This window comes from Kitasatospora sp. HPM-01-4, from assembly GCF_051374625.1.
GTDB lineage: Bacteria > Actinomycetota > Actinomycetes > Streptomycetales > Streptomycetaceae > Kitasatospora.
In genome coordinates this window covers 2,473,641-2,487,031 of sequence record NZ_JBPQGP010000005.1, presented here as the reverse complement: position 1 = coordinate 2,487,031, position 13,391 = coordinate 2,473,641, and the positions used below count along the sequence as shown (strand labels likewise).

General features: G+C 74.0%; 7 protein-coding genes. 6 read left to right on the top strand and 1 reads right to left on the bottom strand.

The window, feature by feature from the left end:
* The first annotated feature begins 275 nt into the window (after positions 1 to 275).
* Positions 276 to 2,009, top strand: coding sequence for a DNA repair protein RecN (gene recN, locus ACSMTC_RS10490; protein WP_436564644.1), 1,734 nt, complete (start codon positions 276 to 278; stop codon positions 2,007 to 2,009).
* A 335-nt stretch (positions 2,010 to 2,344) separates the two neighbouring features.
* Entirely contained in the window at positions 2,345 to 3,526 is a 1,182-nt protein-coding gene (locus ACSMTC_RS10485) for a glycosyltransferase family 4 protein (RefSeq protein ID WP_436559386.1), read from the top strand.
* Positions 3,527 to 3,737: 211 nt separating this feature from the next.
* On the opposite strand, the gene ACSMTC_RS10480 is transcribed toward ACSMTC_RS10485, so the two are convergent.
* Positions 3,738 to 5,729 carry a glycoside hydrolase family 15 protein gene (locus ACSMTC_RS10480; protein ID WP_436559385.1) on the bottom strand — a complete coding sequence of 664 codons (1,992 nt, stop codon included), beginning with the start codon at positions 5,727 to 5,729 and terminating at the stop codon, positions 3,738 to 3,740.
* A 700-nt stretch (positions 5,730 to 6,429) separates the two neighbouring features.
* Between ACSMTC_RS10480 and ACSMTC_RS10475 the strand changes: the two genes are divergently transcribed.
* From ACSMTC_RS10475 to ald, 4 genes are all read left to right on the top strand, one after another.
* Positions 6,430 to 8,103 (top strand): CTP synthase, encoded by a 1,674-nt coding sequence (locus ACSMTC_RS10475; protein ID WP_436559384.1) that lies wholly within the window; start codon positions 6,430 to 6,432, stop codon positions 8,101 to 8,103.
* Between the two features lie 84 nt (positions 8,104 to 8,187).
* Positions 8,188 to 8,829: an NUDIX domain-containing protein gene (locus tag ACSMTC_RS10470; RefSeq protein ID WP_436559383.1), complete on the top strand. Its 642-nt coding sequence runs from the start codon at positions 8,188 to 8,190 to the stop codon at positions 8,827 to 8,829.
* A gap of 452 nt (positions 8,830 to 9,281) precedes the next feature.
* Entirely contained in the window at positions 9,282 to 11,717 is a 2,436-nt protein-coding gene (locus ACSMTC_RS10465) for a tetratricopeptide repeat protein (RefSeq protein WP_436559382.1), read from the top strand.
* A gap of 254 nt (positions 11,718 to 11,971) precedes the next feature.
* Positions 11,972 to 13,087, top strand: coding sequence for an alanine dehydrogenase (ald, locus tag ACSMTC_RS10460; RefSeq protein ID WP_436559381.1), 1,116 nt, complete (start codon positions 11,972 to 11,974; stop codon positions 13,085 to 13,087).
* Positions 13,088 to 13,391 lie beyond the last annotated feature (304 nt).

Sequence of the window (13,391 nt, the reverse complement as noted above, 5' to 3'; positions counted from 1 at the left end):
CGGCGGCGAAGCAGGGGCGGCGCGCGGGGAACGGTCGGGCCACCGAGGTCCGTCTCCCGGTTCGCGCGGTCCGCACGCCCCGAAGACGCCCTGAAGGCCCACCCGCCGTACCCGGAGGGTCACCCGCCCACCCGTACGCGGATACACGCTCGGTGTCCGGCCGTGCACGGAGTCGGAGGGGACGATGCCGGATGGGATGAACTTGCACCGCCCGGACCTCGGCTCGTCGCGCGGTGGGGGTCGGACCTCGTAAGGTCGTCTCCGTGTTGGACGAGATGCGGATACGGGATCTTGGCGTCATCGACGACGCGGTGGTCGAACTGGCACCGGGCTTCACCGCCGTGACGGGCGAGACCGGTGCGGGCAAGACCATGGTGGTGACCAGCCTCGGCCTGCTGCTCGGCGGCCGGGCCGACCCCGCGCTGGTGCGCGCGGGCTCGGACCGGGCCGTGGTCGAGGGCCGCCTGGAGCTGCCCGCCGGCTCGCCGGTGGCGGCCCGCGCCCTGGAGGCCGGTGCCGAGCTGGACGACGGCGCCCTGCTGATCAGCCGTACGGTCTCCGCCGAGGGCCGCTCCCGCGCCCACGTCGGCGGCCGGTCGGTCCCGGTCGGGCTGCTCGCCGAACTCGGCGAGGACCTGATCGCCGTACACGGCCAGACCGACCAGCAGCGGCTGCTGCGCCCCTCCCGCCAGCGCGGTGCGCTGGACCGGTACGCGGGCGGGACGGTGGCCGAGCCGCTGGCCCGCTACCGCGAGGTGTACCGGCGACTGCGCGAGGTCTCGGCGACCCTGGAGGAGCTGACCACCAGGGCCCGCGAACGGGCCCAGGAGGCCGACCTGCTGCGCTTCGGCCTGGAGGAGATCGCCGCCGCCGAGCCGGTGGCCGGCGAGGACGTCGAACTGGCCGCCGAGGCCGAACGCCTGGGCCACGCCGACGCGCTCTCCGGTGCCGCGATCCTCGCGCACGCCGCCCTGGCCGGTGACCCCGCCGACCCGGACTCGCTGGACGCGGGCACCCTGCTCGCCCAGTCCCGCCGCGCCCTGGAGGCGGTCCGCCACCACGACGAGCGGCTCGCCGCCCTGGCCGACCGCCTCGGTGAGGTCGGCTACCTGCTCGCCGACGTGGCCGGCGACCTGGCCGGGTACGCCGACGACCTGGACGCGGATCCCGTACGGCTGGCGGCGGTCGAGGACCGCAGGGCGCTGCTGGCCCAGCTGCTGCGCAAGTACGGCGGCGAGGAGAACTCGCTCGCCGAGGTGCTGGAGTGGGCCGGGGCCGGATCGCTGAGGCTGGCCGAACTCGACGGCGACGACGACCGGATCGACGAGCTCGGCGCCCAGGAGACCGAGCTGCGGGCCGAGTTGGCGCAGCTCGCCGCCGAGGTGTCGGCCGCTCGGCACGCCGCCGCCGACCGCTTCGCCGCGGCGGTCTCCGCCGAGCTGGCCGAACTCGCCATGCCGCACGCCCGGGTGAGCTTCGCGATCAGCCTGGTCGACGACCTCGCGGGCATCGAGGTCGACGGGCGCACCGTCGCGTACGGCCCGCACGGCGTGGACGAGGTCGAGGTGCTGCTCGCCCCGCATCCCGGCGCGCAGCCGCGGCCGATCGCCAAGGGGGCCTCCGGTGGTGAGCTCTCCCGGGTGATGCTGGCCGTCGAGGTGGTCTTCGCCGGCGCCGACCCGGTGCCCACGTACCTCTTCGACGAGGTGGACGCGGGCGTCGGCGGCAAGGCGGCGGTCGAGATCGGCCGCCGGCTGGCCAAGCTGGCGCAGAGTGCGCAGGTGGTCGTGGTGACCCACCTGCCGCAGGTGGCGGCCTTCGCCGACCGGCACCTGGTGGTGGAGAAGACCAACGACGGCACGGTGACCCGCAGCGGGGTCAAGGTGCTCAGCGACGAGGAACGGGTCCGCGAGCTCTCCCGGATGCTGGCCGGTCTGGAGGACTCGGAGCTGGGCCGTGCCCACGCCGAGGAACTCCTCGCGACGGCCCGCACCCCGCACGCTCGCTGAACGCCCGCGCCCGCCGAGGGGGCGGGAACCGCTCGGCCGGTCCGCCGTGGAGGCGCACGGCCGCCCACGCGGTTCCCCGCGCCCGCGGCGGGCCGGACACCCCGGTGCACCGTGCCAAGCGCTCGGCCGGGCACGGTTGTTCGCGCGCGCGGCGGGCCGGGGAGCGCCCCGGGCCCCGGGAGGGCTCCACGACGCGCCCGCCGAGGGTGCCGACTGTCCAAGACCCCTCCCGACCTGGCATGGTGGCGGCTGGACACTGGCATCCCAGTCCCGAGCGGCGCTTGCGGATACCCGCGGGCGGCGTGCGGCAAGTGAACTAGTCGGAGCGAGACGACGTGGACCATTCCGCGACCCGGGCCACCGGCACCGGCCCCACCGCGGCCCATGAGAGCCGGGGCCAGCTGCACGTGGTGCTCGTCCTGTCCGCGAGCACCGGCGGCATCGGCGCGCATGTGCGCTCCCTGGCACAGGGCCTGGTGGCGCACGGCGTCGCCGTGACCGTCTGCGCCCCCGCCGGCACGGACTCGCTGTTCGGCTTCTCCCGCACCGGCGCCCGGTTCCACCTGGTGGACATCACCCCCACCGCCGGGGCCCGCAGCGACGCCACCGCCATCGGCGAGCTGCGCCGCGCCTTCACCGGCGCGGACGTGGTGCACGCCCACGGCCTGCGCGCCGGGCTGCTGTCCGATCTGGCGCTGCGCACCGCCGGACGCTTCCCCGGGCTGCGCCCGCAGACCCCGCTGGTGGTGACCTTCCACCACGCGATGCTGGCCACCGGCATGGAACGCCGCCTCCAGCGGCTGATGGAGCGCCGGGTGGCCAGGGCCGCCGACCTGGTCCTCGGCGCCTCCTCCGACCTGGTCGCCCGGGCCCGTGAACTCGGTGCCACCGACGCCCGGCTGGGCCCGGTCGCGGCCCCGCCGATGCCGCCCGGCGACCTCGGCCGGGAGGCGTCCCGGGCCCGGCTGCTCGGTGACCGTCCGGACCGGCCCGTGGTGCTGGCGATCGGGCGGCTGGTCCCGCAGAAGTCCTTCGGCCTGCTGCTGGACGCGGCCGGGCGGTTGGGCGAGAGCGACCCGCTGGTGGTGATCGCGGGCGAGGGCCCGGAGGGCGGCGAGCTGCGCGAGCGGGTCGAGGCGGAGCGGCTGCCGGTGGAGCTGCTCGGCTACCGCACCGATGTGCCCGAACTGCTCGCCGCCGCCGACCTGGTGGTGGTGAGCAGCCGCTGGGAGGCCCGTTCGCTGGTGGCCCAGGAGGCGATGCGGGCGGGTGTGCCGGTGGTCGCCACCGCCGTCGGCGGGATCCCCGAACTGGTCGGCGAGGCCGCGGTCCTGGTGCCGTACGGCGATCCGGCGGCGCTGGCGTCGGCGGTACGGGAACTGCTGGCCGACCCGGTGCGCAGGGCCGCGCTGGGCGCGGCCGGCCGCGCCCAGGCCGAGACCTGGCCGGACGAGGCGGCCACCGTGGCACAGGTGCTCAGCACGTACGACGAACTGGTCCAGCACGGCGACGGCTGAGCCCGACCGGGCGAGCCCGGCGATGGGGCGCCCAGGGGCTTCTGCAGGGGCGCGGGGAACCGCGCGGCCGATTGTCTACCGCCTCAGGCCGTAGGACACCCGCTCGGCCATGCACCTCCCGGGGACACGGGGAACCGCGCGCGCAAGCCGCTACCAAGGTGCACGGTCCCTCGTGCAGTTCCCCGCGCCCCTGCCGGTCCGCCCGGCAGGGTCACATCATGGCCTGCTCGGTCCGGTCGGCCGAGCGGAGGTCGGGCTGGGCGGAGAGGTAGGCGCCGCCGCAGGCGGTGAGGCGGAGGGCGGTGTCGATCAGCGGCACATGGCTGAACGCCTGCGGGAAGTTGCCCACCTGCCGCTTGGCGACCGGGTCCCACTCCTCCGCCAGCAGACCGAGGTCGTTGCGCAGTGAGAGCAGCCGGTCGAACAGCTCCCGCGCCTCGGTGACCCGCCCGATCATCGCCAGGTCGTCGGCGAGCCAGAACGAGCAGGCCAGGAATGCGCCTTCGTGACCGGCCAGCCCGTCGACGTTCTCGCCCGAGGTGTCATGGGTGGGGTAGCGCAGGACGAAGCCGTCCTCGGTGGCCAGTTCGCGCTGGATCGCCTCGATGGTGCCGATGACGCGCTTGTCGTCCGGCGGCAGGAAGCCCATCTGCGGGATCAGCAGCAGGGAGGCGTCCAGCTCCTGGCCGCCGTAGTACTGGGTGAAGGTGTTGCGGTCGGGGTCGTAGCCCTTCTCGCAGACGTCCGCGTGGATCCGGTCGCGCAGTTCGCGCCAGCGCTCCAGCGGGCTCTCGCCGTGGAACCCGTGGACCTCGTAGGGGGACTGCTCCAGCAGCTTGATGGTGCGGTCGACGGCGACCCAGGCCATCACCTTGGAGTGGACGAAGTGGCGGCGCGGCCCGCGGACCTCCCAGATGCCCTCGTCGGGCGCGGTCCAGTGCTTCTCCAGGTAGCTGATCAGCTTGAGCTGGAGCTGGTGGGCGTGGTCGTGCCGGGAGAGGCCGGTCATATGGGCCAGGTGCAGGGTCTCCACCACCTCGCCGTAGACGTCGAGTTGGAGCTGGCCGGCGGCGCCGTTGCCGACCCGGACCGGGCGGGAGTCCTCGTAGCCGGGCAGCCAGTCGAGTTCGGACTCGGTCAGCTCGCGCTCGCCCGCGATGCCGTACATGATCTGCAGGTTCTCGGGGTCGCCCGCGACCGCGCGCAGCAGCCACTCGCGCCAGGCGCGGGCCTCCTCGCGGTAGCCGGTGCGCAGCAGGGAGGAGAGGGTGATCGCGGCGTCGCGCAGCCAGGTGTAGCGGTAGTCCCAGTTGCGCACGCCGCCGATGTCCTCGGGCAGCGAGGTGGTGGGGGCGGCGACGATGCCGCCGGTGGGGGCGTAGGTGAGGGCCTTGAGGGTGATCAGCGAGCGGATCACCGGCTCGCGGTAGGGGCCCTGGTAGGTGCACTGGCCGACCCAGTCGCGCCAGAAGGCCTCGGTGTGCGCGAGGGCGGCCTCGGCGTCGGGTGCGCTGGGGGCGGGCAGGTGGCTGGCCTGCCAGGTGAGGGCGAAGGCGATCCGCTCTCCGGCGGTCACGGTGAAGTCGGCGTAGGTGGTCAGGTCGCGGCCGTACGTCTCGGCCTTCCCGTCCAGCCAGACCGAGTCGGGGCCGGCCATGGCGACCGTGCGGTGGGTGCCGTCGGCCTGCTCGACCCGGTGCACCCAGGGGGTGATCCGGCCGTAGCTGAACCGCATCCGCAGGGCCGAGCGCATCCGTACCCGCCCGGAGACGCCCTCGATGATCCGGATCATCTGGGGGACCGCCTCGGCCCCGGCGAGCGGGCGGGGCGGCATGAAGTCGATCACCCGGACACTGCCGCCCTGGGCGTCCCACTCCTGTTCGAGGATGAGCGAGTCGCCCCGGTAGCGGCGCCGGTCGGCGGGTACGGCCGGGGCGGCGGCGGTGGCCGGTACGGTCCGCATCTCACCCGAATCGGTGAAGTGCGACTGCTGCGGCCGGGCGGCCGGGGTGATCTCCTCGTCGACGGGTTCGGCCGGGCCGATCCGCCAGAACCCGTGTTCATCGGTGCCCAGCAGCCCGGCGAAGACGGCCGGGGAGTCGAATCTCGGAAGGCAGAGCCAGTCGACGGCTCCGTCCCTGCTGACCAGGGCGGCGGTCTGCATGTCCCCGATGAGTGCGTAGTCCTCGATACGGCCGGCCACGTGAGTCTCCAGTTCGCAATTTGGGCGGCGGCAGCGCGGACGGCTGGAAGCAGGCGGTCTAGCGGGGCCGGAGCCCGGGCTGGGCGGCCCGCCGGGTGCCTCCGCCGGGTGCGAGGAGGGCCGTGGGTGCCCGGCGGGGCTGTGATGGGCCCCTGGCCTGGACGGGTGAGAACTGGTACGGGAGGTGTCCGGTCGCGCATCGGGGACCAAGAGGTGTCGTCCTGACCCCCTCGCCCTCCGCGTGCTCTGCTGTCGGCGATGCGTCCGTGCAGGATACGTCGGTGAGCTGGGCCGCGGCACGCGCTGAGGGCCGCAATCGGACGCCGTCACGCCTGTGACCGGCAAAGTGATCCTGACGGGGGAGCTGAGACGGTCCGGACGGACCAGTCGGAAGTGATCCTTCCGGGCCCCTCAGGGGACGGCCGGCACCACCCGTTCCGATCGGTGCGGGGCCCTCCCGTCGGGGCGGCCGCACGGGGCCCGGGGGCACGCCGCAGTGGCCGGAACGCGTTCACCGCCGCTCGCTGATACCCTGGTACCCCGTGGACTGGTGGGATCAACCACCCCGGATCCGCCGACCCGACGACCCCGTCGGAGTTCCTCCCAGGATCTCCGGCCGAGTGCGAACTCCTCGTCGGAGCGGATACGGGCAGTCCTCCACCGGAGTCACCTTCGACACGCGACCCACGGGAGCCCCCTCTTGGCACAGCCCCATTCCGGCAAGGCGGCACACGGCCGCGCCGTGACGACCAAGCACCTCTTCGTCACCGGGGGTGTCGCCTCTTCACTCGGCAAGGGCCTCACCGCCTCCAGCCTCGGCGCCCTGCTCAAGGCGCGCGGACTGCGCGTGACGATGCAGAAGCTCGACCCGTACCTCAACGTGGACCCGGGCACCATGAACCCGTTCCAGCACGGTGAGGTCTTCGTCACCGACGACGGCGCCGAGACCGACCTGGACATCGGCCACTACGAGCGCTTCCTCGACACCAACCTGCACGGTTCGGCGAACGTCACCACCGGCCAGGTGTACTCGACGGTCATCGCCAAGGAGCGCCGCGGCGAGTACCTGGGCGACACCGTCCAGGTCATCCCGCACATCACCAACGAGATCAAGGCCCGGATCCGCCGGATGGCGACCGAGGACGTCGACGTCGTGATCACCGAGGTCGGCGGCACCGTCGGCGACATCGAGTCGCTGCCGTTCCTGGAGGCCGTCCGCCAGGTCCGCCACGAGGTCGGCCGGGACAACGTCTTCTTCGTGCACGTCTCCCTGCTGCCGTACATCGGCCCCTCGGGCGAGCTGAAGACCAAGCCCACCCAGCACTCGGTGGCCGCGCTGCGCAACATCGGCATCCAGCCGGACGCCATCGTGCTGCGCGCCGACCGCGAGGTCCCGAAGGCCATCAAGCGCAAGATCTCGCTGATGTGCGACGTGGACGAGGAGGCCGTGGTCGCGGCCATCGACGCCAAGTCGATCTACGACATCCCCAAGGTGCTGCACGGCGAGGGCCTGGACGCCTACGCGGTGCGCCGCCTGGACCTGCCGTTCCGCGACGTGGACTGGACCACCTGGGACGACCTGCTGCGCCGGGTCCACGAGCCGCAGCACATCGTCAAGGTCGCCCTGGTCGGCAAGTACATCGACCTGCCCGACGCGTACCTGTCGGTGACCGAGGCGCTGCGCGCCGGCGGTTTCGCCAACAACGCCCGGGTCGAGATCAAGTGGGTCACCTCCGACGACTGCCTGACCCCCGAGGGCGCGCAGGAGCAGCTCGGCGACGTGGACGCGGTCTGCATCCCCGGCGGCTTCGGCGACCGCGGTGTGGACGGCAAGGTCGCCGCGATCACCTACGCCCGTGAGAACAGGATCCCGCTGCTGGGCCTGTGCCTGGGCCTGCAGTGCGTGGTCATCGAGGCGGCCCGCAACCTGGCCGGCCTGCCGGAGGCCAACTCCACCGAGTTCGACGCCGCCGCCAAGTACCCGGTCATCTCCACCATGGCCGAGCAGCTGGCAATCGTGGACGGCAAGGGCGACCTGGGCGGCACCATGCGCCTCGGCCTCTACCCGGCCAAGCTGGCCGAGGGCTCGATCGTCCGCGAGGTGTACGGCGGCGAGCAGTACGTCGAGGAGCGCCACCGCCACCGCTACGAGGTCAACAACGCCTACCGCGCCGACCTGGAGAAGACCGGCCTGACCTTCTCGGGTCTGTCCCCCAAGGGTGACCTGGTCGAGTACGTCGAGTACCCCCGCGAGGTGCACCCCTACCTGGTCGCCACCCAGGCGCACCCGGAGCTGAAGTCCCGCCCGACCCGCCCGCACCCGCTGTTCGCGGGCCTGGTGGCCGCGGCGATCCGGATCAAGACCGGCGAGTAAGCGTCCTCCCGTCGACGGCGGCCGTGCGGATCTCCGCGCGGCCGCCGTTTGGCATAGGTTGGCCCTGAACGTTAGGGGAGAGAGATGACGGACATTCAGCAGATCAGGGACGCGGCGGAGGACTGGCCGGTACGGGCCAGCTCGGTACCGTTCCAGGGGCGGGTCACCGGCGTGCGCACCGACGAGGTGCTGATGCCCGACGGCAGCTACGCCCGCCGCGACTACCAGACCCACCCCGGGTCGGTCTCCGTCCTCGCCCTCGACGACCGGCAGCGGGTGCTGGTCCTGCGGCAGTACCGGCACCCCGTGCGCCAGCGACTGTGGGAGCTGCCCGCCGGGCTGCTCGACGTCCCCGGGGAGAACCCGCTGCACGCCGCCCAGCGCGAGCTCTACGAGGAGGCGTACTGCAAGGCGGGGGAGTGGCGGGTGCTCGTCGACTTCTACACCTCGCCGGGCGGGACCGACGAGGCGCTGCGGCTCTTCCTCGCCACCGACCTCGCCGAGGCGGAGGGCGAGCGCTACCAGGCGCACGGCGAGGAGCTGGAGATCGAGACCGCCCGGGTGCCGCTGGACGAGCTGGTCCGGCTGGTCCTCGCGGGCGAGCTCCACAATCCGACCCTGGTCACCGGAGTCCTGGCACTCCGGGCGGCCCTGGACGGCCCCGGCCTGGACGGCCTGCGCCCGGGTGACAGCCCCTGGCCGGCCCGGCCGTTCGACGGGGACTGAGAGCCTCCGGGGCGCGGGGACCTCCGCGAACGGGCCGGCACCTCGGGGCGTGGGGGCGGCCAACTGCCCACCGTCCCGGGGTCCTTGAGCCAGTCCGAACGCGAACTCCGCCCGGGGCGCGGGGAACTGCGCGGGAAACCACGCGCGTTCGCAGGATGCCGGTCACCCGGTCCTTGGCGCCCACGGCGGTCGATGGCATGACGGACCACCAAAAGCGCCACCGGACGGCCGGGTTGACCACGCGGTTCGCCGCACCCCTGGCGGGCCCGTCCGGGCACACCGGGGCCCCGGTGGGAACGCATGGTTCCGACGGGTGATTTGCCCGTTGGTACTACCGGTGTCACCGCTGGTCCGTCGTGGCGGCGAACTACGCTTCGCGGACGGACTCATGGTGGGTCCCGGGGCTGGTCGGCTGGTCAGGGGTGACGCAGGTGACGAGGAAGACGGCGACGATGGACGCACGGCCCACCGAACACGAGGGGTCCGACCGGCTGCCCGCGGTACCGGCCCACTTCAGCGGCCGGCGCACCGAGCTGGCCGCGCTCGCCGCAGCCGCCGCCCGCCCGGTGCGGGGCCGCTCCCCGGTGGTGGTGCTGGCCGGGCGGCCCGGCTCCGGACGTACCACGCTCGCCGTGCGGTTCGTCCGCTCGATCGCGCACGCCTACCCCGACGGCGTCCTGTTCACCCGGCTCTCCGCCCCGGACGGCAGCCGGGTCCCGCCGGGGCGGATCGCCCGCCGACTGCTCGAACAGCTGGGCCCCGTGCCGGACACGGTCCTGGTCCCCGGCGGCGGGGACGGCGCCGACGGCCCGGCCTGCGGGGCGCTGCGCGAGGCGCTGGCCGGCAAGCGCCTGCTCCTCCTGCTGGACGACGCGCGCGACGCCGGGCAGCTGTGGCCGCTGCTCGCCGACGAGCCCGGCTGCCTGGTGGTCGCCACCACCGCGGGGCCGCTCACCGGGATCGAGGACATCGACCCGGTCATCCTCGGCGGTCTGGACCAGCTCTCGGCGGGGGAGCTGCTCGCCAAGCTGGTCGGCGGTACCCGGATCGGCTGCGACCCGGTCGGCGCGGCCGATCTGGCCGAGGCCTGCGGTGCCGGCCCGGCCGCGCTGCGGCTGATGGCCGGCTGGCTGCGCGGCAACCCCAAGGCCGCCGTGACCGAGGCCGTGCTGGCACTGACGCAGGCGGGCCCGGTGGCGGGCGGGAAGGCGACCGTCGTGGCCCAGGGCGGAGCCGGCGGACGGGGCACCCCGGCGGGGAAGCAGCCGCCGAGGAACCCGGTGGTGCGCAGCCAGGCGGGGCCGAGGGACGGCGTACTGGTCGCCGTGCCGGTGGGCGGGCCGACCGGCGAGCCGGCCGGGTCCCGCGCCGTGGCGCGCCTGATCGGCCAGGCGGCACGCCTCGGCGGCGGCAGCCGCGCGGCGCGCGCGGGCGCGGGGGACGGCGGTGCCGCCGGGCGCGGGCCCGCGGTGGCGAAGGCCCGGCCGGGCGAGGGGAGCGGTACCGCTCAGGGCGGTCCGGATCCGGTCCGGGCCGAGGGCCGTCCGTCGGGCGCCGACCGCGGGCGGCCGGGTGCCGGCCCGGGCCTGGCGGCCGCCGACGGAGACCCCGTCCGGGCGGCCGGCGGTCGTACGGCGGGTACCGACCGGGGGCGGACGGGCGACGGGCGCGGCCGGCCCGGTGCGGGCACCGCCCCGGGAGCCGGGGCGGGCACCACCCCGGCCCCTGGGGCGACGGCAGGGCCGTCCGGCCGGCAGCGGGGAGGACAGGAGGCCGAGGCGGCGGCCCAGGGGCCGGTGCCCGTACCGGACACCGATCCGCTCAGCGCGGCGTTCGATCTCACCTACCGATTGCTGAACGCCGCGCAGGCGCGGATGCTGCGGATGCTCACCCTGGCCCCCGCCCAGCTCGCCGATCTGCGGACCGCCTCCGCACTGGTCGGCTGCCCGGCCCCGGAGGCCGAGGCGGTCATGCGGCAGCTGGCCGAGCGGGAGCTGCTGGACGTGGAGCCGCCCGCCGCCGACGGCACACCGCGCTACCGGGTCCCCGGGCGGTTGTACCTGCGGCTGGTACGGCTGCGCGAGGGCGCCGACCGCCCGGCCGAGGTGCAGCTGGCCCGGGCCCGGCTGCTGGAGCGGCTGGTGCGGCTGGTCGACTCGGCCCGGCAGCTGCTGGACCCGGCCGCCGGTCCGGTGACCGACCCGCTCCCCGGGCCGATCCGGCTGCGGAGCGCGACCCAGGCCGCCGAGTGGCTGATCGGCGAGCGCGAGTCGCTGTTCGGCGCGGTGGCGGAGGCGATCGGCCAGGCGGACCTGGACGGTTCGGCGGGCCGGCTGGTCACCGCGCTGCTGCGGGCCCTGCCGCTCACCGGCGCGGCCGCCCCGGCCGACCTCTACCAGCTGCACGGCCTGGTGCTGAAGGTGGCCGAGCGCGGTGGCGCCACCCGCCGGGCCGCCGCCGCCCTGCTCAACCTGGGCGACCTGCAGTCCGCCGCCGGCCGTTGGGAACAGGCCGCGGCCCGCTACCGCGCGGCCCTGGACCACGCCAGGACCGCCGCCGACGACCCCGCCTGCGCCCGTGCGCTGGAGGGGGTCGGCGAGTGCCACCGGGCGCTGGGCGACCCGGTCAGGGCGGCGGACTGGTACGGCCGCGCGCTCGCGCTGCGCCAGGCCCTGGGGGAGCACCGGGCCGAGGCCCGACTGCTGGTCAGGACGGCCGAGGCGCACGTGGCGCAGCGCCGTTTCGAGGAGGCCGACCGCGAGTACCGGGCCGCCCTGGCGCTGCTGCGACGCCTCGGTGAAGAGCGCGGCCGGGTGGCCGTGGCGGCGGCGCTGGAGGCCCTGCGGCAGCAGGCCGGGGACGGACCGGACCGTCCGAACCGAGAGTAATGTCGTAGATGTCTGGTTGGTAGCGATTAGTGGGGAGCGGCCGCCGCAAGCCTACGAAAGTGCCAATGTAACGACCTGATTTATTCAGTTTGGAAGGCTGGCGGATTCGCTGGGCTTCATTACACTCGACAGCAGTCGCGCAGCGAAGTGCCCATCGGCGTCTTCCGAGGCTCCCGTTGGCTTTCTCCCCCCGTGCGCGCAGCCCGCCGGTCTTCTCCGGTAGGGACCCCCATGGCAAGAGGACGTGTTTAGCCGTGAAGGTCGGCATCCCCCGCGAGGTCAAGAACCACGAGTACCGCGTGGCCATCACGCCCGCCGGCGTGCATGAGCTGGTCCGCAACGGACACGAGGTGTTCATCGAGGACAACGCCGGTGTCGGCTCCTCGATCTCCAACGAGGAGTACGTGGCCGCCGGTGCCGCCATCCTCCCCACCGCCGACGAGGTGTGGGCCACCGCCGACCTGGTGCTGAAGGTCAAGGAGCCCATCGCCGAGGAGTACCACCGCCTCCGCAAGGGGCAGACGCTCTTCACCTACCTGCACCTGGCGGCGGACCGCGCCGGCACCGACGCGCTGATCGCGTCCGGCACCACCGCGATCGCGTACGAGACCGTGCAGCTCGCCAACGGCGCCCTGCCGCTGCTCGCCCCGATGTCCGAGGTGGCCGGCCGGCTGGCCCCGCAGGTCGGCTCGTACCACCTGATGCGCCCGGCCGGCGGCCGCGGCGTGCTGCCCGGTGGTGTGCCCGGCACCCACCCGGCCAAGTGCGTGGTCATCGGCGGTGGCGTCTCCGGCTGGCACGCCGCCACCATCGCCATCGGCATGGGCTACGAGGTGACCCTGCTCGACCGCGACATCAACAAGCTGCGCGAGGCCGACCGCATCTTCGGCACCAAGGTCAAGGCCATCGCCTCCAACTCCTACGAGCTGGAGCAGGCCGTCGTCGAGGCCGACCTGGTCATCGGCGCCGTGCTGATCCCGGGCGCCAAGGCCCCGAAGCTGGTCACCAACGAGCTGGTCTCCCGGATGAAGCCGGGCTCCGTGCTCGTCGACATCGCCATCGACCAGGGCGGCTGCTTCGAGGACTCGCACCCGACCACGCACGCCGAGCCGACCTTCCAGGTCCACAACTCGGTCTTCTACTGCGTGGCCAACATGCCGGGCGCGGTCCCGAACACCTCCACCTACGCGCTGACCAACGCGACGCTGCCGTACGTCGTCGAGCTGGCCAACCGCGGCTGGAAGGAGGCGCTGCGCCGTGACGCCGCGCTGGCCAAGGGTCTGAACGTCCACGAGGGCCAGATCACCTACGCCGCCGTCGCCGAGGCCTTCGGCCTGGAGTCCGTCTCCCTGGACAGCGTGCTCGCCTGACCCGGCACCAGCTGACGGTCCGCCCTTTCGGACCGAACGCCATGCCCCCGGCCTTCCTTCCCTCCCGCCAGCGGGCGGAAGGGAAGGCCGGGGGCATCGGCATGCCCGGAACCGGTGGTGAAGGCCGGGTGGCATCACGATGTCAATTTATGTGCAACTCGTCACCCGTCCGCCCGGGCAGGCGGGCTGACCTGCCCTCGAGGCGGCGGCGGGCTCCGCAGAAACGTTAGGGTCATGGGTGATCCCAGCTCTTGACAGCGACCGGTCGGATGTCCGACACATCCGGCCCACTACCGTGGATTGT

Coding starts and splice junctions, on each gene's coding strand:
- recN (WP_436564644.1), top strand. CDS start 276: ATGCGGATACGGGATCTTGGCGTCATCGACGACGCGGTGGTCGAACTG.
- ACSMTC_RS10470 (WP_436559383.1), top strand. CDS start 8,188: ATGACGGACATTCAGCAGATCAGGGACGCGGCGGAGGACTGGCCGGTA.
- ACSMTC_RS10465 (WP_436559382.1), top strand. CDS start 9,282: ATGGACGCACGGCCCACCGAACACGAGGGGTCCGACCGGCTGCCCGCG.